The 19,757-nt window shown below is 58.3% G+C and carries 19 protein-coding genes, 1 tRNA gene and 1 pseudogene; 9 read left to right on the top strand and 12 right to left on the bottom strand.

Annotation, left to right across the window (positions count from 1 at the left end; translation table 11 throughout):
- Positions 1-21 precede the first annotated feature (21 nt).
- The 4 genes from FFR93_RS33950 to FFR93_RS33935 form a co-directional block, all read right to left on the bottom strand.
- Positions 22-1,080 carry a dipeptidase gene (locus FFR93_RS33950; protein WP_138396403.1) on the bottom strand — a complete coding sequence of 353 codons (1,059 nt, stop codon included), beginning with the start codon at positions 1,078-1,080 and terminating at the stop codon, positions 22-24.
- Between the two features lie 167 nt (positions 1,081-1,247).
- Positions 1,248-2,273 (bottom strand): ABC transporter permease, encoded by a 1,026-nt coding sequence (locus tag FFR93_RS33945; RefSeq protein WP_064708047.1) that lies wholly within the window; start codon positions 2,271-2,273, stop codon positions 1,248-1,250.
- 34 nt (positions 2,274-2,307) lie between these two features.
- Complete coding sequence (locus FFR93_RS33940) at positions 2,308-3,849, bottom strand: sugar ABC transporter ATP-binding protein (RefSeq protein WP_138396402.1); 1,542 nt, start codon at positions 3,847-3,849, stop codon at positions 2,308-2,310.
- Between the two features lie 69 nt (positions 3,850-3,918).
- Positions 3,919-4,848 carry a sugar ABC transporter substrate-binding protein gene (locus tag FFR93_RS33935; protein ID WP_064708045.1) on the bottom strand — a complete coding sequence of 310 codons (930 nt, stop codon included), beginning with the start codon at positions 4,846-4,848 and terminating at the stop codon, positions 3,919-3,921.
- A gap of 355 nt (positions 4,849-5,203) precedes the next feature.
- On the opposite strand from FFR93_RS33935, the gene FFR93_RS33930 reads away from it, so the two are divergent.
- A complete protein-coding gene (locus FFR93_RS33930; RefSeq protein ID WP_138396401.1) occupies positions 5,204-5,701 on the top strand; it encodes a DUF1993 domain-containing protein in 498 nt (165 codons plus the stop codon).
- A gap of 93 nt (positions 5,702-5,794) precedes the next feature.
- Here FFR93_RS33930 and FFR93_RS33925 read toward each other — a convergent pair whose 3' ends face one another.
- Entirely contained in the window at positions 5,795-7,357 is a 1,563-nt protein-coding gene (locus FFR93_RS33925; protein ID WP_138396400.1) for an alkaline phosphatase family protein, read from the bottom strand.
- Complete coding sequence (galE, locus tag FFR93_RS33920; RefSeq protein WP_064696613.1) at positions 7,335-8,318, bottom strand: UDP-glucose 4-epimerase GalE; 984 nt, start codon at positions 8,316-8,318, stop codon at positions 7,335-7,337. Before galE ends, FFR93_RS33925 begins: the two co-directional genes overlap by 23 nt.
- Before the next feature lie 250 nt (positions 8,319-8,568).
- Here galE and FFR93_RS33915 point away from each other — a divergent pair, with 250 nt between their 5' ends.
- A complete protein-coding gene (locus tag FFR93_RS33915) occupies positions 8,569-9,213 on the top strand; it encodes a ThuA domain-containing protein (RefSeq protein WP_138396399.1) in 645 nt (214 codons plus the stop codon).
- A gap of 60 nt (positions 9,214-9,273) precedes the next feature.
- Here FFR93_RS33915 and FFR93_RS41100 read toward each other — a convergent pair whose 3' ends face one another.
- Positions 9,274-9,426, bottom strand: coding sequence for a hypothetical protein (locus FFR93_RS41100; RefSeq protein ID WP_171049293.1), 153 nt, complete (start codon positions 9,424-9,426; stop codon positions 9,274-9,276).
- A gap of 402 nt (positions 9,427-9,828) precedes the next feature.
- On the opposite strand from FFR93_RS41100, the gene FFR93_RS33910 reads away from it, so the two are divergent.
- Both FFR93_RS33910 and FFR93_RS33905 read left to right on the top strand, forming a co-directional pair.
- Positions 9,829-11,004, top strand: a complete 1,176-nt coding sequence (locus FFR93_RS33910) for a DGQHR domain-containing protein (RefSeq protein WP_171049300.1) — start codon at positions 9,829-9,831, stop codon at positions 11,002-11,004.
- An 8-nt stretch (positions 11,005-11,012) separates the two neighbouring features.
- A complete protein-coding gene (locus tag FFR93_RS33905) occupies positions 11,013-11,321 on the top strand; it encodes a hypothetical protein (RefSeq protein ID WP_138396397.1) in 309 nt (102 codons plus the stop codon).
- A gap of 205 nt (positions 11,322-11,526) precedes the next feature.
- Here the strand turns inward: FFR93_RS33905 and FFR93_RS33900 are convergent, their stop codons facing one another.
- Both FFR93_RS33900 and FFR93_RS33895 read right to left on the bottom strand, forming a co-directional pair.
- Positions 11,527-11,781, bottom strand: a complete 255-nt coding sequence (locus FFR93_RS33900; protein ID WP_138396396.1) for a DUF2934 domain-containing protein — start codon at positions 11,779-11,781, stop codon at positions 11,527-11,529.
- 265 nt (positions 11,782-12,046) lie between these two features.
- Positions 12,047-12,557: pseudogene (locus tag FFR93_RS33895) on the bottom strand (RtcB family protein); the annotation flags it as partial.
- Positions 12,558-12,949: 392 nt separating this feature from the next.
- Here FFR93_RS33895 and FFR93_RS33890 point away from each other — a divergent pair.
- A complete protein-coding gene (locus tag FFR93_RS33890) occupies positions 12,950-13,663 on the top strand; it encodes a hypothetical protein (RefSeq protein ID WP_171049299.1) in 714 nt (237 codons plus the stop codon).
- Positions 13,660-14,307, top strand: a complete 648-nt coding sequence (locus FFR93_RS33885) for a hypothetical protein (protein WP_138396394.1) — start codon at positions 13,660-13,662, stop codon at positions 14,305-14,307. Before FFR93_RS33890 ends, FFR93_RS33885 begins: the two co-directional genes overlap by 4 nt.
- A gap of 607 nt (positions 14,308-14,914) precedes the next feature.
- Here the strand turns inward: FFR93_RS33885 and FFR93_RS33880 are convergent.
- Complete coding sequence (locus tag FFR93_RS33880; protein ID WP_138396393.1) at positions 14,915-15,391, bottom strand: hypothetical protein; 477 nt, start codon at positions 15,389-15,391, stop codon at positions 14,915-14,917.
- A 44-nt stretch (positions 15,392-15,435) separates the two neighbouring features.
- The gene (locus FFR93_RS33875; protein WP_138396392.1) at positions 15,436-15,882 is read right to left on the bottom strand and encodes a hypothetical protein; all 447 of its coding nucleotides are present in this window, start codon (positions 15,880-15,882) and stop codon (positions 15,436-15,438) included.
- 402 nt (positions 15,883-16,284) lie between these two features.
- Between FFR93_RS33875 and FFR93_RS33870 the strand changes: the two genes are divergently transcribed.
- Positions 16,285-17,508, top strand: coding sequence for a hypothetical protein (locus tag FFR93_RS33870; protein ID WP_171049298.1), 1,224 nt, complete (start codon positions 16,285-16,287; stop codon positions 17,506-17,508).
- Between the two features lie 340 nt (positions 17,509-17,848).
- Here FFR93_RS33870 and FFR93_RS33865 read toward each other — a convergent pair.
- A tRNA-Gly gene (locus tag FFR93_RS33865) sits at positions 17,849-17,923 on the bottom strand.
- 254 nt (positions 17,924-18,177) lie between these two features.
- Between FFR93_RS33865 and FFR93_RS33860 the strand changes: the two genes are divergently transcribed.
- Together FFR93_RS33860 and trxA are read left to right on the top strand one after the other, a co-directional pair.
- Positions 18,178-18,687, top strand: coding sequence for a prolyl-tRNA synthetase associated domain-containing protein (locus tag FFR93_RS33860; RefSeq protein ID WP_138396390.1), 510 nt, complete (start codon positions 18,178-18,180; stop codon positions 18,685-18,687).
- A gap of 56 nt (positions 18,688-18,743) precedes the next feature.
- Entirely contained in the window at positions 18,744-19,718 is a 975-nt protein-coding gene (gene trxA, locus FFR93_RS33855) for a thioredoxin (RefSeq protein WP_138396389.1), read from the top strand.
- Positions 19,719-19,757: the final 39 nt, after the last annotated feature.

Below are 19,757 nucleotides of genomic sequence, written 5' to 3'. Positions count from 1 at the left end.
CGTCCAGAGGTGCGCGGCGCTTTAGGCGCGGCCCTCCCGCCACGCTTGCGCCAGAATACGAAGCCAATTTTCACGGGCAAGTTTCGTCAGGTCGGCTTCACCATATCCAACCTCCCGGAGAGCGGCAATCAGCTTCTGATTGCCGGACGCATCGCCGATTTCCTCGGGAATGGTGGCGCCGTCGAAGTCCGATCCGAGCGCCACACATTCGATGCCGATGCGATTCACCAGATAGTCGATGTGACGGACGACATCGGAAAGCGGCGTATCGCTGTCCGAGCGGCCGTCGTCACGCAGCATGGCCGTCGCATAATTGATCCCGACGAGCCCGCGGCTTTCACGGATCGCGTCGAGCTGCCTGTCCGTCAGGTTGCGCGCGACCGGCGTCAGCGCGTGGGCGTTGGAATGGCTGGCGACCAGCGGCTGGTCCGTCGTTTTCGCCACGTCCCAGAAACCCTTCTCGGTGATATGGGCAAGGTCGATCAGGATGCCGAGGCGATTGCATTCCCTGACGAGCGCGAAGCCGGCATCGGTCAGGCCGGGGGCTGTGTCTGGCGACATCGGGAAGGCGAAGGGCACGCCGTAACCGAAGACATTGTGCCGGCTCCAGACCGGCCCGAGCGATCGCAGCCCCGCTGCATAGAATACATCGAGCGCCGAAAGGTCGGGGCCTATCGCCTCACAGCCTTCCATATGCATGACGGCGGCAAAGATGCCGTCCTGCATGGCGCCGCGGATGTCCTTAACCGTACGGCAGAGCCGCCAGGCGCCTGCCTGGTCGAGCCGCAGGGCGATCGCCGCCATTTCGGTGGCGATGGCAAGCGACGGCAGCGGATCGAGAGGAGCCGCCATCGGCGTGATGTAGCGGCCATCGGCATCCGGATCGGCGAAGACAAGATCGCCCGAGGGAATGTAGATGGCGCAGAGGCCGCCTGAGAGGCCTCCTTCCCTGGCGCGACGCGCATCGATATGGCCGGTCGTCGTTCCGTCTGCGAATTCCGCGATCGGGTCGCTGCCGTCTTTTGAATGTGTCCAGAGCCGGAGGAGAACGTCGTTGTGACCGTCGAATACGAATTGCATCTGTCTTCCTGCGCTGCCCGAGGCGGGCGTATGGCGTGGCAGAATAGAAAAGCTGGCGGGATTCGCCATCCCTTTTTTAAAAAATCTGTCGTCGCCTCCAAGAGCTTCGCCGCAAATGGAAACGGGGGCCGAAGCCCCCGCAAATAATCGGTTCGCGCTGCCTGAGATCAGTGCTTGCGCCTTTTCTTCTGCCTGTAGACGTCGATGACGACGGCCGCGACGATGATAAAGCCCTTGACGATCTCCTGGTAATAGGCGTCGATCCTGAGGAAGGTGAAGCCCGAGGTCATGACGCCGAGAATGATGGTGCCGATGACGGTGCCGGTGATGCGCCCGACGCCGCCGGTGAGGGAGGTGCCGCCGATGACGGTTGCGGCGATCGCGTCCAACTCATATCCGACGCCCATGCTTGCCTGCGCGGTTTCCGCGCGTGCCGCCGTGACGATGCCGGCGAGACCAGCAAGCAATCCAGCGATCACATAGACTTTGACGAGGTGCGCTTCGATGTTGATACCGGAAACGCGGGCGGCCTGGGGGTTCGCGCCGATGGCGTAGGTGAACTTTCCATAGCGTGTGTAGCGCAGTGCGATATGGAAGATCAGCGCAACGAGGAGGAAGACGACGACCGGCCACGCTTTCGTTCCAATGAAATGAAACTGTTCGGTGATCCCGGAAACCGGCTGTCCCTTCGTATACCACTTGGCAACACCTCTGGCCGAAACGAACATGCCGAGCGTTGCAATGAACGGCGGGATCTTCGTGTAGGCGATGAGCGCGCCGTTCGCCAGACCGGCGGTCGCCCCGATCAGCAGGCCAATCATGATGGGCACGACAGCCGGCAGGTCGGTCAGCGAGGGGAAGACGGCCCGCCCCCAGGTGGAGGACTGGGCGAAACTTGTTGCGATCATCGCCGTCATGCCGACGACCGAGCCCGACGAAAGATCGATGCCGCCTGTTATGATGACCTGCGTTACGCCGACAGCGATAATGCCGATGACCGAGACCTGCAGGATCATGATTGTCAGGCGCTGCGAATTCATCAGGAAGCTTTGGCCGATGAACATCCAGCCGAGCACTTCGTAAATAAGCGCGATGCCAACGAGCACGAGGAAAATGCTAAGCTCAGTCGGCATGCGCCGCCGCCTTTGCCGGGTTGCGAGCGGCGCCGCGCCCTCTGCTGCCTTGGTACTCATGTCAAACCTCCCTTCGGCGATTGCAGGCGGCGCATCACTGCGCAGCCAGCTCCATCACCTTGATCTGCGTTGCTTCATCGCGATTGAGGAAACCGGTCACGCGTCCTTCATGCATGACCATGATGCGGTCGCTCATGCCGAGAACCTCGGGCATTTCGGATGAGATCATGATAACCGCCACGCCGTTTCTCGCCATTTCCGTGACCAGCCGGTGGATTTCCGCCTTGGCGCCGACGTCGATGCCGCGCGTCGGTTCATCGAGGATCAGGATCTTCGGATGGGTGAGCAGCCAGCGCCCGATCAGGACTTTCTGCTGATTGCCGCCCGAAAGGTTTTCCACCCGCTCGTAAAGATTGGGCGTTTTCACGCGCAGCCTTTTCGCCATGTCTTCGCAGGTCGCCTCGAGCGCTCCCTGCTGCACGAAGCCGCCCTTGACATATTTGTCCTGAAGGACAGCAATCTGCATGTTTTCCAGAATATCCAGGATCAGCAGGCAGCCGGTGTCTTTCCGGTCCTCTGTCAGGAATGCCATCTGGTGACGGATGGCCTCGGTCGGCGAGGAAATCGTCACCGGCTTGCCGAACAATTCGATCGTCCCGGAGCTTGCCGGCGTCACACCGAACAGCGTTTCGGCGACGTTCGATCGTCCCGAGCCGACAAGGCCGGCCACGCCGAGAATCTCGCCGGCCCTGACCTCGAAGGAAACATTGCGGAAGACGCCGCTGAGACAGAGATCTTTGACGGACAGCACCACCTCGCCGATCGGAACGTCTTCTTTCGGAAACATCTGCGTGATCTCGCGCCCGACCATCATGCGGATGATGTCGTCGCGGGTGACGTCGGTCGAGGCATGCGTGCCGATATATCGGCCATCGCGGAAGACGGAAAACTCGTCGGCGATCTCGAAAAGCTCGTTCATCTTGTGGGTGATGTAGACGATGCCGATGCCCTGGGACCTGAGGTCGCGGATGATGCGGAAAAGATGTTCGACCTCGCGCTCCGTCAGGGCTGAAGTCGGCTCGTCCATGATGAGGACATCGGAATTATAGGAAACTGCTTTGGCGATCTCGACCATCTGCCGGTTGGCGACCGACAGGTACCGGACCTCGATATCGGGATCGATATCGATGTTAAGCCGGGCAAAAAGCTCCTCGGTCATACGATGCATCACGCCGTGATCGACGAAGCCGAGGCGGTTCTTTGGTTCGCGGCGGATCCAGATGTTTTCAGCAACCGTCATGAACGGCATCAGGTTCAGCTCCTGATGGATCATGGCAATGCCGTTCTCCAGCGCGTCGAGCGGAGATTTCAGCCGGATCTCGACACCTTTGAGGCGAATATCGCCTTTATCGGGCGTATAGATACCGGCGAGGATCTTCATCAATGTCGATTTGCCGGCGCCGTTTTCGCCCATCAGCGCATGCACGGAAGCCCGCTTCAGCCGAAACTGCACGTCATCGAGTGCGACGACGCCGGGAAACTCCTTGCGAACGCCCTCGGCGCTCAAGAGAAACTCCGCATTCGGAACGGCGCCGCTCGCACGCACGGCTGCCATGGTTGTCGGACTGACGGCCATATCATCTCCTCCGGATACGGACAGGCTGAAAAGATGCGGGCAGAGCCCGCATCCTGTTTGGCACTCGCCTCAGTTCTTGGCGACGAAGTCCTTGACGTTTTCAGGCGTGACGAGCTGGAAGGGGATGTAGACCTTCTTCTCGACCTTTTCGCCTTTGGCAATCTTGAGCGCCGTATCGAGCGCGCCCTTGCCCTGGCCAGCGGCGTCCTGGAACACGGTGACGTCGAGGTCGCCTGCCTGCATGGCGGCGAGCGCGTCCTGGGTGGCGTCGACGCCGCCGATGACGACCTTGCTCATATCCTTGCCGGCTGCCTTCAGCGCCTGGATGGCGCCGATTGCCATTTCGTCGTTGTTGGAGATGACCGCGTCGAACTCGATGCCGCTGGAGAGCCAGTTGGTCATAAGGTCGGCGCCCTGGGTACGATCCCAATTGGCCGTCTGCTCTTCGACGATCTCGATGCCCTTGCACTCGTCGGTCTTGATGACGTCATGGATGTCCTTGGTACGCATGCGCGCAGCCTGGTTGGAAAGCTCGCCCATGATGACGACGGCTTTGCCCTTGCCGCCAAGGATGCGGCAGATTTCCTTGGTTTCCAGTGTGCCGGATTCCTGCTCGTTGGAAGCGACGAAAGCCTGCTTGTCCGGAAGCGTGTCGACGTTGACCGGCTCGCGGTTGACGTAAACCAGCGGAATGCCGGCATCGGCGGCAAGCTTCGACATCGCGGTCGTGGCGTCGGTGTCGACAGGGTTAACGATGATTGCATCGACCTTGGAGGCGATGAAATTCTGGATTTGGCTCTGCTGCTTGGAAACGTCGTTTTGCGCGTCTTCGACCTGCAGGGTAACGCCATCAAGCGTCTTCGCATAATCGGTCATGCCGTTGCGAAGAACGGTCAGGAAGTTGTCGTCGAACTTGGCCATCGACACGCCAACCGTTTCCGCATGGGCCGCCGTCGACATGACGAGCGCCATCGCGGTGCCCAGGATAAACTTTTTCATTTTACTTCCTCCACAAAGTGGTGCCCGGCTGCACCCTCCTCACGCCGGAGCTCCAGGCATCTGCCCTGAAGCCGCAGTCTGCTGCGCCGCCTCTCCCGCGGCGTTCCGAAAACGGAACAAACAAACCGTAAAATTTGTTATGCGGAATATTTATTCCATTTTCTGGGAACCGCGTCAAGTCTCTCTTTAAAGGCGATGGGATATTCAGCGGGCGATGGATCGGATTGCTGACCGTCCGGCGTTGTGTAAGGCGGGATCAGCATCCATCTATGGGAAGCTCGAAGACAGGCTCACCGCCGCAGGCCCTTCGATATCCGCCGCGGCCGCTCATTTGAAGATTTTGGAGACAGGACTGATGTCCATTTCGATCTACCGCCTTACCGTTCCCATGTTCCAGCGCGGCCTCGCCAGCCTGAAGACATATCTCGACAAGGCTGAAGCCTATGCGAAGGAGAAGAATATCGACCCTGCGATCCTCGTCTCCGCTCGACTTGCGCCCGATATGCTGCCGCTCGCAGGCCAGTATCAGCGGGCCAGCGACAGCGCCAAGTTCACGCTCGCACGCCTGACGGCGACCGACGCTCCGAAGTTCGATGATAACGAGACGACGATCGAACAGCTGCGCGAGCGCCTGGCGAAGACCGAAGCCTATCTCGCCAGCTTCTCCTCTGAGGCGCTGGAGGGCGTGGAAAGTCGCCAGATCACTCTGCCGGGCAAGAGCGGCGCGGTGCTGCCCGGCGACGAATATGTCGCCTCCTTCGCGCTACCGAACTTCTACTTCCACGTCGCCACCGCTCATGCCATCCTGCGTAACCAGGGCGCGCCGATCGGCAAGCGTGACTATCTCGGTTGATTCAAGGCAGCTCCAGCAAAAGTGCACAACGGCCTGCTGGAACTGCGCAAAAATTAAAGAGCATCGCCGTCATTCCAAGAAGAGGGAAATGCTCTACCGGGGCCGGCGCGTCACCGGCCCCCTTTCCGTCAGCTCGGTATAAGCAAGCGTCTGGTCGAGATGGCGCGCTCTCAGCGAAAGCAACTTCTCGGCATATTCAAGCCGGGTCGCCGCATAGGCCGGATCAGTCGCGACATTGTCGAGTTCCATCGGATCGTCGCAGAGATTGAAGAGCAGCGGCGGCAGTGCGGCAAAATGCACATATTTGAACCGATCGTCGCGGATCACGGCGAGATTGCACTGGTTCGACCTCAGACCGAAATGCCGCTCCGCCTCGCCCTTGGCGATATCGCGGAAATCGAACTCCCAGAATATCGCGTCGCGCCAGCTCTCAGCGCGCCCGCCCATGATGAATGGCATCAGGGACCGGCCGTCGAGCCCGTTCTTCGCCTCGATGCCGAGCCTTTCGCAAAGGGTCGGAAAAATATCCGCGGCGCTGGTGAAATCGTCGACGATCCTGCCGGCAGCACCGTTTGCGGGATCGCGGATTATCAGCGGGATATGGTAGCCGCCGTCGAAGAAGCCGCCCTTGCCGAGCGTCCAGTGATCTCCCGCCATCTCGGCATGGTCCGAGGTGAAGACGACGAGCGTGTCGTCCCAAGCGCCCGCATCCTTGAGCGTCTGCCAGATGCGGCCGAGCTGCGCGTCGACCTCCGATATCATCCCGTAGTAAATCGCCCGGATCGCCGCGAAATCCTCGCTGTTCCAGGCGCTGAGCGGCCCTTGCGCCCCGTGGATGAAGCTGCCTTTGTCGGTGAGCGGCATGGCATAGGCGAGATAGGGATGGGCTGCCTGTTCCGCTTCGCAATTTTCCGCACGCGCAAAGGCCGGCCCGGCATCCGGCTTGAACATCCGGTTGAACGGCGCCGGCACCGAAAATGGCGGGTGCGGCCGCAAGAAGGAGACATGCGCAAACCACGGCCGGTCCTGTTCGCCCATCCATCGAATGAACTCGCCGGCCAGGAAGGCGGTCTGGGTCTCATCGCTGGAATAGGCTGGCGCCGCATCGGAAATTTCGCCGGCCTGCGCACCGACGGGGATATGAATGTCGCGGCTGACAGCATTCAAATGGCCACGTGATCTGAGCCATGATAGCCATTGCCGCTCATGCTCGGGTAGCAGCTGGCGAGCGGTAAAACCAGGCAGCACGCCTTCATAGGTCGTCAGATGCGGGTCGGCCGGATCCATGCCGCGCGGATCGGGCGCCGTGTCCGTATAGCCGAACAGCGTCGGGTCGTATCCCGCCCGCCGGGCTGCCAGCGCCAGATTGTCGAAGCGCGCGTCAAGCGGCGAACCATTGCGGCAGACGCGGTGGTTCATCTGATACAGGCCGGTATAGAGCGTGGCCCGGGCCGGCGAGCAGGGGGCGGCCCCGGCATAGTGCCGCCGGAAGAGCGTGCCTTCCCTTGCCAAGACATCGAGATTAGGCGTTTTCACGCAAGCATGGCCGAGCGCCGACAGGCAGTCGCCACGCCATTGGTCCGCAGTGATCAGCAGAATATTGGGCCGGCGGAGCTTCTCAATGCTTATTGGCTCAATGCTGGTTGGATTTTGCATGCCAGTTCCAGGCGGAGCGGATGATCTCGGACAGATCATACTGCGGCACCCAGCCGAGCACGTCACGCGCCTTGTCGTTGTTGGCGACCAGCGTATGCGAATCTCCTTCGCGCCGCCCGATATATTCGACGGGGAAGGGCCGGTTCGACACGTCCTCGATCGCCCCGAGCAATTCCTTGACCGTCGTTCCCGTGCCGGTGCCGAGGTTGAGCGCGACGGATTGGCCGCCTTTCAGCAGATATTCGACGGCGCGCACATGCGCGTCGGCAAGATCCAGCACATGGATGTAGTCGCGCACGCAGGTGCCGTCGCGCGTTTCGTAGTCGCTGCCGAACACCTTGAAGCCCTGGCGACGGCCGAGTGCGGCGTCGATCGCCAAGGGAATCGCATGCGTTTCCGGCTGATGCCACTCGCCGATCCGGCCTTCGAAATCCGCACCGGCCGCATTGAAATAGCGCAGCACCACCGAGCGCAGGCTCTTGTACTGATCGTAATCGGCAAGCGCCTGTTCGACGATATATTTCGTCCGCCCGTAGGGATTGATCGGCAGCTGCCGGTGCGTCTCGTCGAGCGGCACGCTCTGCGGCAGGCCATAGGTGGCGCAGGTGGAAGAGAAGACGAAGGCCTCGATACCGGCCGCCTGCGCCGCCGAAAGTAGCGTCAGAGTGCCGATCACATTGTTTTCATAGAAGGAAACCGGATCCTTGACCGATTCGCCGACTTCGATCAGCGCCGCGAAATGCAGGATGGCCGAAGGCTTGTGCTTGGCCAGCACCTCATCCAACCGGGCGCGATCGCGGATATCGCCCTCCTCGGCCGGCCCCCATTTGACGAACTCGCGATGGCCGTTCGAAAAATTGTCGAAGACGACAGGACGATAACCCTTGTTCGCCAGGTCGAGGCACGTATGCGAGCCGATATAACCGGCGCCGCCGACCACAAGAACCGTTTCACCTGCCATGCACCACCCTTAATTATCAGTGAGAGATGGAAGAAACCTAGACGAGATAGACGTCAATAAAAAGAAGGAACTGCGAACGGCACGAGCGGACAATACGTCAAATGCCGCAACCCGCGGTCTCCCGCGCGATTTGCCCGAAGCGGCGTCATTGATGAATTATTCGCGTGATTTGCATAACCACCCGATTTAAGCGGCTTCTACCATCGCATGATGATCAACGATCCGCGGCAATCCGGCAGGGAGAACGGGAATGAGGAAGGCATTGATCGTCTGGGGCGGCTGGCAGGGCCATGAGCCGGAACAATGCGCCCATATCGTCGCCGATCTCCTGCGCGAAGACGGCTTCGCTGTGGAGGTGACCGGCGATCTCGGCATATTCGGATCTCCGACCCTGGCTAAGGCGGATCTGCTGGTGCCCATCATCACCGGCGAAACGCTGGAAAAGCCCTATGCTAGCGCCTTGGTCGAGGCCGTGCGCGGCGGGTTGGGACTTGCCGGCCATCACGGCGCGCTCGCCACCTCCTTCAAGGAAAGCGCGCCGTTCCGCTACGTCTCCGGCGTCACCTGGGTCGCTCACCCCGGCAACATCATCGATTTCCGCGTCGCCGTCACCCGGCAGGACGATCCTGTCATGGCGGGCATTCCCGACTTCGACTATCGCTCGGAGCAATATTATCTGCATTATGATCCGACAGTCGAAATCCTCGCCACCACCACCTTCACCGGCGCCTACGATCCGGCGGCGCGCAATGTAGTAATGCCCGTCGTCTTCAAACGCCATTTCGGCGCCGGTCGCATCTTCTATTCCGCTCTCGGCCATGTCGCCGCCGAATTCGACCATCCCTATATGCCGCTCATCCTGCGGCGCGGCCTCGGCTGGGCCGCTCGCCAATAGCACCAGGCCGGCACTTGCTGTCCCGTGCGGGCAAGGTGCTTCAATTTGGTTCAGCAAGTTCTAACGAGCGGCTTTCAGCTGCAGGTCGTTCTCGAGGGTGGAAGGCTGCTCGTCATAGACCCGCATCAGCCGCCCGGCCGCCTTCAGCTTCTCGATGAGTTCGTTCCCATCGGGCGAGGCCCTGGTCAATTCCAGCTGCTCGAATTTCTTCACTGCCTGCATCCATAATACTCAACACGACGATGAAGATTTCTGCAAGTACCCCGACGCCAAGTCAAAGAGTTGGAGCAGTTCGTCCGCTATCGGTTGTTGGAGGTAGAATGAGGCAGCCGAGAGCCAGTATCGATGGGCTGGAGTCCAGCATTGTCTCAGGTGGAGGTAATTCAGAGGCAGCGGATCTCCGATTTGGGATCCGGATATTTGGATCCGCAAAATTGGATCTGGACGTTCGGATCTAGATCAGTCATATAAGCCTTGCGGTCGAGAGATCGCCGGGCCAAGGCCCAATAAAAAAACGGGCCCACCGGCTGGTACCCGGGGAGCCCGTTCCATTAACCCCACCTACGAGGTTTTTTCATGCTTACTGACATTACTCCTGAATTGGAAGATAAATTGATGGCGCACCCCACCTTCACACCTGAACCCGGCCCCTTCACAGCCCCCCGGTCGATCCCCGTCATCATGGGGCCTAAGCTTATTCGGGCCGAAGTTCCGATCGTTACGGGCTTCATTCCGGCGGGCGCGCTCATCCCGGATAACTTCGTGGTCCCCCACCGCGACCCGCGAACCGGGCGCGGGTATCAGCGCCTACCACAGGAGACGCGCATCAATGAACTCGCGACGGATTTGCGGAAGGGCCGGGTCGATCTCCCTACCTCGGTGCTTCTGAATATCCGCAACCGCGAAGCGAGGCGCGCTTTCAACGATGGCCAGCTTAATCTCGTGCCCTTCAACGATTCCGGACGTTCCTTGGGCTACGAGCCGAAGTTCTATGTTGTCGACGGACAGCACCGTATTCTCGCTCTCAAGCGCCTGATCGAAGACTTCGAGGAAGAGCGGTGGTCGAAGTACATGATCCCCTTCACCTGCATGCTCGGCGCCACCGAAGATGAAGAGATGGACCAGTTCTACATTGTCAACTCGAAGGCCAAGTCGGTTCGCACCGACCTCGCCTACGAGCTCCTGTCGCAGCGGGCGCAGGACCCAGAAGTAATGGAATCGCTCGTCGAACGTGGCCGCGACTGGCAGGTCCACGCCACGAACATCGTCAAGCAGCTGTCCGAGGAGAGCCCCGTCTGGCGCAACCGCATCCGCTTCGCCGCAATGGAAAAGGGTGACACGGTTATGCCGTCTGCGTCGATGGTGTCGTCGCTCAAGCCGGCGCTCAACTCGCCCTACTTCAAGGCGCTTTCGCCTGACCAGCAGGTGTCGATCCTCGACGCCTACTGGCGCGGCATCAGGGCGGTCTTGCCCGAGGCATTTGACGAGTCGTCGGAGTTCTCGGTCCAGAAGGGCATCGGCGTGACCGTGCTCCACATGCTCCTGACCCAGGTGATCGAGATTGCTCGTTCGCGCGGAGATGGCGTCACGGAGCCAACGAGCTACGCCAATATCCTGCGCGGGGCGCTCGAAGAGGTCGAAGGCGAGAACGCTTCAGGCGACCCCGTTAAGGGCGTCACCTTCTGGCGGGCTGCCCCGCTGGGTGCCGCCGGATCCTACTCCAGCAGTGCTGGGCGTCGTGTGCTGGTTGCAAAGATGCAGCAGCGCCTCCCCAAGATCAGCGTTCAGTGAGGTGTGTCATGACAAAGCGCGCTGAAGCCAGTGGCATCATCCTCTCGGCAGCCGATGCAGCAATCGTGAAGGGGATGTTGACCCGAGGCGACCGGCAGCATGACATTGCTGCGTGGTTCGGAGTAAACGGCGGCCGGATTGCAGAAATCGCGACCGGCTGCCGCTTCCCTCTGGTGGACCCGGCAGAGCCCAAAGATTTGCCGCCGTCAGGCCCCTATCCGGCCGGAAGGGTCGCCGTGAGCGCGATCGCCGCCCTGTCAGCAGCCAAGGCGGCTCTTGCATCTGCCGAAGCGATGATCCGCAAACACGGAATGTGAAATGCATGCCCCCGGCGCCAGTCGCCGGGAATTTTTTTGTGCCCCTGAATACCTCTAAGACTTAGGGGCTTTTGCCGTCAGCCTCCTCCACACCTCAGCACAAATAGCAGCTGCAGAGGAGAGCCACATCACCGACGATATACAACTGGCCCCCTGCCCGAGCCAACTGGGGAATGCGGCTTTCGGCACTTGGAGTCGGCACCGCCTAACGAGCCGCTTTCAGTTGCAGGTCGTTCCCGGCGGCGGGGACTGCCACGTCACAGACCCGCATCAGTCGTCCGGCCGCCTTCAGCTTCGCGATGAGATCTTGTCCGTCGGGCGAGGCCTTGGTCAATTCCAGCTGCTCGAATTCCTTGAGTGCTTGGCCCCAATGGCTTTCCCCACGCCCCTCCGGCCTGCCTTCCGATTCCCACAGCGAATAAGCGCGCTGGCTGACCCAGACGTCTTTATTGTGACTCATGACAAACCCCAGCCGAAAAAATTGGAAGCAAATATCGATAGGCAGCAAGGTGCCAAAACCGGCTTTAGGAGTCGTTACGAGGCAGCGTTATTTTTTAGATAATACGAAGAAATGCCGATACTTAGGTCCTGATAAAGTAATATGAATCGACGACAGAATTGCCGCTAACATGCTGCTGCGGCCCTTGCCGGTATGGCAAAGACCGCAGCATTGTCGGAGACAATCAACGGCGTTCCCGTTTACGACGCCAGGGTGCATCCCTCTGTCAGTCGCCGGCCATGATGCTTCCATACGGGACGACCTCGTCGACCACCTCGGCCAGACCGTAATGCTCGATCGGGGCGCGAACATTGGCGGCGGACTTGTAGGCGCTCGGCAGTTCCGAGGCGTCGGCGAAGCCCGAGAAGAAGCGAACGTCCAGGCCCGCCGTGTCCTTTTCCAGGATCGCCGCCAGGTTGTTCGGGCTCAAGCCGCGGGCATCGGCGCCATATTCTTCCGCCAGGCGCCTGAAATGGGCGCTGCGCGAAAAATTACGGCCGGCGCCGTGCGGCGAGAAGCCGAGGCCATGGGCGGCGTTGGAGCTGCGGACGATCAGGATCGGTTCCGCCATGTTGAGCGGAATGATCGTCAGATCGGTCGCATCCTCGGCCCATTTGTCGAAGGCCGGCGTCGCTCCCTTTGCCGTGGTAGAAAAGACCATCGGATTTCCGGAAAACGAAATTGTGCTCGTTCCAGAACCGATTGGCCACCTTCGCCGAGAGCCTCTCCGCTGCCATGCCGCCCAGCAACGCTGCCGGTCTGGACGACGGCGCTCACGTCGCCCGTTGCGCAAGCCGCATGGGAAGCCGCCTGTCTGCCGGCAGGACCAGTATGCCGTCAAGCGGCTCGCTGAAGTTCGAGCGGTCTGAGCAGTTTGCGGGATCGATGGCCGTATCCATGTCGGGACCTCTGGCGACCGCATTGCGACCAAAACCGGCGTAAAAGTGCTTTACCGCGAGCGCATCCCGCTCTCCGACTGGCTTAGTGGCTTTACAGGCGTCTGCATAAAGCCGTGTTGACTCTTCAAGATAAATCAACTCACGTCAGATAACGCCGATCTGATTCGTAAAATGTCCCCATGACAAATCCACATCTAACTGTGTTCGTAGAAGGCCCAACAGACCATTCGATGGTGCAAACGCTGGTCAACGCTTTAGGGCTGCACCAGAAAGCGCACATCAGCATTCGATCATTGGGCGTTAAGCGAAATATTGCATCTCATATCCGCCAATTGAGAAACGATGATCTGCATAAGTTTGTTGCTCTCGTTGACGCCGACGAAGCGAGCGTCGCAGATTCGAGGGAATTGGCACGTCAGCAGTTGGGGCGCCCTTCAATTGATGTATTCTGCGCGGTTCCGACAATCGAAGCATGGATATTCGCTGATCCCGACTTTGCAAAGAGTGCTGCCCGCAGCCCCCATGCTAGGGAAATGATCGATCGCGCGCCCCTACCTGAGGCAATTCCCTACCCAAAGCAGTTCGCGATGAACGTATTTGGATCGGCTAGTAAATACCCGGTTGCCGGGGATTTCGATGTTAACTTAGCTGCTGCACGCTCTCCTTCTTTACGGACATTCGTTGAGGGAGTCGCCGCATTGGTGGGTGCTGACCTCGATTTTAAATTACCCGTTGGCAAACTCTCGGATACCCGCGATGTGGTTTCCACATTGTTACGAGAACTTCCTGAAACGAAGGTCGTTTGGAAGACAATGGCAGGTGCAAGGATTAGCGCTGGCGAGCTGGCAAAAGCAATTGCCGATGGAACGCCCCTCGGAAATCAATATGCTACAGAGCTATTGCGAGTTGCCCGTGATCTCATCGCACGGCAGGCGAACAAATGACCATCTTTTTTGTTTCCTCCACGGACCCTGCTACGCAGGCCAATCATGCTATTGCATTAGAAATGCTGGTGCAAAGTGACCTCGCTCTCTTTGCAGCAGATGCAACTCGCGCACGTCTACATTCCGAGTTTCAAATCGTCCCGCCGGATAATCTCATCTTTGCAATGAGTCACGGTTCACCAGATGCCCTTTGGGATGCAAATGGAGAAGTAGCGTTGTCCGCGGCCGACGCGGTGAACCTGCAAGGATACAAAATCTTCTGCTGGGCGTGCCACACAGCTAAAGAGCTTGGGCAGTCCTTTGCGGCACACGATTCCACATGGTGGGGATATGACTGTGCAATAACTGCTCCCGACGCACGCCCGCCATATTCAACAGTTTTTCGGGATTTGTTCCTCAATCTAAAGCAAAGTTTTCCAGTCGGCGTAGATACCGCCTCAGTCATTTTAGTGTTCACAGCAATTAAAAACGCGTGCATTGATGCAGAAACGCGATTAGAGGAACTTGGAGCGTCCGACGATCACGACGCGATGTCCATCTACTCATGCTGTAATCAGATGTGGCAGCACCTTTGCGTCTGGATGGCTGGGCACACACAGCCGATGAACCACCCCGACGCTCCAAGGTCCTCGATCTTTGGGTAGTGTCGCGCACTCATTTGCACAAATGAGTCCGCCCGCACCCTTTCCTTTGAGCAATCGCGGCGAGCGTACAACGCAGGTAGGCGAGCGGATCGACAGGTTGAGATTGCATATCTCGATCAGCGAAGCGACTGTCCCCGATTCTCCGCTCTGGTGTCATGCTCCCGGCTAAGAAGAAGTTCGTGAAATTGAGCGCGATCGGCCTAAGCATAGCCTTCAGGGCAGCAATATTGACTGGGAAGATCGGCGGTTTTTAACATGGTCGAAGTCTATCGAAGCCAGGTGCGCGTTCGGCCTTGGAATTTGCCGCCCGATCCATCGTGCCGCATCTATTCGATAGCATATGGGCGCTCTTGCCTCCATGCACGGACCCGAGGCAAGTCGAGCCGAGCAAACAGCGCCTCTAATTGGGCATGGCCCAAGACGATGCGCTGGGCGGAGGTGCTGACGCGCCGCGGATACCCTTCTTCGAAAGTTTTTGAATGGGCGGGTTGATACATTGGCCGCTATCGACGAAGTGAGATTTACGGCGCCGATTTGCTGACCTACCCAGCCCCGCATGAGGTGAAAGCCCGCGCCTTGTGAGTCGCGGGCTCCTATTCAGGGTTAATCATCTGTTGAGTGTCATGCCGATGTCATTCGAAACCGAATTTAGGTCAATGCCGTTCGCCAGAAGAGCTTGTTGAAGAGCGACAGGAAGCGGCAGTCGCCAGGCATTTTCAGGATCGTTTGGCACAGTTTCGTCGTCGAAGTCATTAAAGAACGTGATATTCACGTTCTCCCATGCTCTATGGAACTTCTCCGGAAGAAATTTCTTGACGGCAAACAACGTAGGACGTCTGTCGCCGAAAGCGGACGTTTGCACCAAAATATCTTCCGGTACGCGAATGCCGCGATCCTCTAGCTCTTTGCTACTAAGGATCACCGTTTCGACAAATGTCGGTCTTTCAGATGGTGGCAAGGCCATCAACGTTCGGTATAAACTTCGAAATTCATCGGTGCTTACGAATTCAAGCAAATCATCGTAGTAGCTTGCCATCGCAGCACGTAACTCTGCCTGCGTGAAATCTAATCCTGGGTAGTTCATGAAGGCCTCCCTTCCGGCAGCCGTTGAACTTAGCTAGCGGCCGGTCAGGTAGCTCCACCGCAGCCGCCGCACGCTGTAGCAGCGCCTCCACAGCAGCAACCTGCCATGATGCCTGGGCCTGAGGATAGGAGTTGCTTCAGAAGAGCCGGGTTTTCGATTCGAAGCCTGTCCAAAAGATCCGGCTGCGCGGCGGCGAGGCCGGTAATCACATTTGCGCCGCCATCCTTCAGATCCCCGTATTCCACATAGTCTGGCAGGCCTTCCTCAAAATATCGGCTTGATATGCGCATTTTTTCGGGAAGCGGTACGCCTTTCTCGCGGAGTGAGCGAGGAGTCAAAAGAAGTGCGCCCCGTGCCAACCGCTTGTCGATCGGTGTGTCCCTCACTTCCTTCATAGCCGCCACGTAGGCAGGGTGAGTAAGCGCCTCCAACATTTCAGTGATTTCGGTTTTCAATAAGTCGGGAGAAAGTTCTCTAGCTGCTGCTGGCATGATATTGTCCCCTCTCGGTTGACCAATGGTTGAACAATGTGAGCAAAAGAATGCGCTTGCAATTCAAAGTTAGTCCTGTTTTCTGCATTGTTCAATCCAAGGGCGAGTAGCTATAAGGGCGTAGCTCGCTTGGGTAGTGCATTCGGATTTGTAGACACATGATGGAACGGTCAGTTTTCTGACGCCCTGGGGAACATGTTCAGTGGTAACCGTACTGCATCGCGTTAAGTCCTGCGGGCGACTTTTCAATCGCCAAATAGTTAATTTCCAGAAAGCAGAATTTCTGTGTTAAATTCAGGGGTTTACAAGCTTTTACCCAGATGATGTACATAAAAAGTGGAAACATCCGGGGGTGGGGCTTTTGTGGAATATTTTATAGAAGACGGTGTATTAGACATTATCATGTCGCTTCGCACCGCTGTCAGTAGTTCCCGGCAGATCGATATGGATGACGCCTTGGAGGTTGCTCCCCGGCTTGAGATCTTGCGGCAGCTTTACGTTAGAAACCGTCGGGTTTTCACTGAAAACAGTATGGTCCGCTTTTTCTCGGAGATCACAGCGATCCAAGAAAGCGCATCATTCAGGCAGTTTGCTCAAAACCCGGTTGTGATCCGAGAGCACATCCGAAGCTCAACTGGAGCTAGAGAACGCCAGGAACCTGTTCGGACAACTTTTGCAGGCGCGTTGGTTCTCCTGCGTGATCGAGTGCGGAACGCGGTACAGATAGACGCAGATCAGGAGCAGCTCGCGCTGGGGGAGCCGCGGGAGCTTCGCATTCCAGACAAACGCACCATCGAGCGCCTTTCTGAACTTGTTCCGGAGCAAAAGCTTGCCCCAGTGCAATTCAAGATCCAAGAAGCTTTCTTGACCGTGGATCACCTCCCCGCGACCACTTCCAAGCAAGACACCAAGAGTGCTGAATCGGCCCGAGAGGCGCTTGTGTCTCAAGGGAAAACGGTTGTTGAGGAGCTGCGTCGTTCAAATTGTGACACTCGATTTCTCGAAACGGTTATTTCGCTCCAATCGAAACTCCAAGCTGCGGACGACATTATTCAACTCGGTATAATGAACATTTCATGCGTCGAAATGGCCAAAAAGTATGACGCTGAGCTTAGCGATGCCGTGTCTGCACGACTGCGCGCGCACCTAAACTCTGTCAACGCGTACGTGGCTCAGTTTCCCGATTGGCGCCGATATACAGAAAATGCTGCCGTCGTGGAGCTTGATGAAAGCGATATTAAGAAATCGGTAGCAATCGCTGATGAAATTATTTCAAGTCTAAGTGCTGAACCAGATCTAGTCGACGCTGAAGTTCCCCGCACGATTAAACTTATAAAAGAAGCGGTTGGCGACCCTAAACGCGCCTTCAAACGAACATCATATGCTTTGTTCAGGACCTTAGAAAACTTGTTCAGCAAGGTATTTGAGTATGTGGCCCAATTCGCGTCCGATTTCGCTACCCAGACGTCCACAAGGCTAGCAAAATGGGGGTCGCGAACTGCGGCGGGCGGGCTCATCACACTTATGTTGGGGTGGGCGGGAGCGCTCACCCCAATCTACGAACGGCTGCCCGACGCGGAATGGTTGAAACCCGCAATCACAATATTGCGTTCGTTTGTATTCTAATTGGCGTGCGCGCTCGCGTTTTCACTGGGTTTCGATCATTCCTGCTTCGGCTGACATCGGCGTATCTGGTGGCTCGTCATCCTTCCCATTGTAAGTCAAAGGGCGATACATCCGGCCGCCTCTTTAGGTCGCCTGGCGTGATCGGAATATTTCTCGCATAATTCACCATTTATGTTGACAGGGCGCCGAGCACTATTCGCAGTTGGGGCGAAATCAAGGGCCGGAGCAATTCGAAGTGTTTTGCTGGACGAATCCTCTGCACCTCACTGAGAGCAGTCGACGGCGAAAGTGAAGCCGCCCTGCCGGGCAGCCCAAGTCTCATTGATCCGAAAGGGAATTTTGGAGCGGGCGAAGGGATTCGAACCCTCGACCCCAACCTTGGCAAGGTTGTGCTCTACCCCTGAGCTACACCCGCTCAATCCGCATCGGTCCGGGGTAGTTGTTGGACCGTGGGCGCCGCCTCGTGGCGACGGGCGCTATATGGCCTAACGGATTTTCAAATGCAACAGGGAAATGACGAAGAGGCGAAGAAAAATTCAGGCGCCTGGGGAGGCGGAGCGGAAAGGCCGCAAATGCGGGGGTAGAGCGTCGGTTGCGAAGATTGCCAAATATTATGGACGGACTTAATCAGGACGCCTCGATTTCCTCTTCCGCCTAATGGATCGCCAGATGTCAGAAAATACCTGCAAGACAAGAGAAGAATTGTTCGCCTTCCTCGACCGGCTGGGCATCCCGCACAAGACGGTCGATCATGCGCCCGTTTTCACGGTGGCCGAATCGGTTGCCCTGCGCGATGAAATTCCCGGCGGTCACACCAAGAATCTGTTCGTCAAGGACAAGAAGGACAGGTATTTTCTGCTGACTGTGGAGGAGAATGCCGAGGTCGACCTCAAGCAGGTTCACACCATCATCGGCGGGTCGGGCCGGGTCTCGTTCGGCAGAGCGGAGAAGCTGATGGAGTATCTCGGTGTCATTCCGGGAGCGGTTACGGCCTTCGGTGCGATCAACGATTCCGGTGGGAACGTCACCTTCGTGCTCGATGCCGATCTGATGGAAGAGGAGATCGTCAACTGCCACCCGCTCTCCAATAATGCGACGACATCGATTGCGAGCGGCGACCTGATCCGTTTCATGGAAGCGACCGGACATAAGCCGCTTGTCTTGAAAGTGACGTCCTGACATACGATTTTAGCGCTACAATCATGCCGGCAGAATCGGCGCGGCGGGAGATACCTATGAGCGGCAGCAACAATCCCTATAATGGTTCCTTCGGAAATCAGATGTCGGCAACGGCCAGCTTCGGCGCTCAGACTGAACCGGCGGCTGCGGCCGGCAGCTACATCACCGACACGACGACTGCGAATTTCGGCAAGGACGTTATCGAGGCATCGCGCAAACAGCCGGTGCTGGTCGATTTCTGGGCGCCCTGGTGCGGTCCCTGCAAGCAACTGACGCCGGTCCTGGAGAAGGTGGTCAACGAGGCTAATGGCCGCGTTCGGCTGGTCAAGATGAACATCGACGACCATCCCTCGATAGCTGGCCAGCTCGGAATCCAGTCGATTCCTGCCGTCATTGCCTTCGTCAACGGCCGTCCGGCCGACGGCTTCATGGGCGCGGTGCCTGAGACCCAGATTCGCCAGTTCATCGACCGGATCGCCGGTCCGGCCGGCGCCGACGAGGCGGCCGAGATCGAGGCCGTACTGACGGAAGCGGCAGAGCTTCTCGCCGCCGGCAATGTCAACGAGGCCGCGCAGCTTTACGGCGCCGTCATGCAGGCCGATCCCGAGAATGCCAAGGCGCTTGCCGGAATGGCCGAATGCATGATCGCCGCAAACCAGCATCAGCGGGCGCGCGAAACGCTGACTGATCTGCCGCAGGAGCTTGCGAAGGATGCCGGCATCCAGGCGGTGCTGAAGAAGCTCGACCAGATCGAAGAGGCGCGCAAGCTCGGCGATCCCGTTGCGCTCGAGCGTGAACTGGCTGCCAATCCCGATAATCACGAGGCGCGGCTGAAGCTCGCCAAGATCCTCAATGTCGAAGGCCGGCGCGAGGAAGCCGCCGAACATCTGCTTCTCATCATGCGCAAGGATCGCGCCTTCGACGATGACGGCGCCCGCCGGCAACTGCTGCAGTTCTTCGAGGTCTGGGGATTCAAGGATCCGGCGACGGTGGCCGCCCGGCGCAAGCTTTCGGCGATGCTGTTCTCTTAAGATGAATATCCGCCCTTGCGTTTTCGGGCGGGGGCACCA

Origin of the sequence: Rhizobium sp. MHM7A (genome assembly GCF_005862215.1) — a bacterium.
Classification (GTDB): Bacteria; Pseudomonadota; Alphaproteobacteria; order Rhizobiales; family Rhizobiaceae; genus Rhizobium; species Rhizobium bangladeshense.
This window is presented reverse-complemented; position numbering and strand designations above follow the sequence as displayed.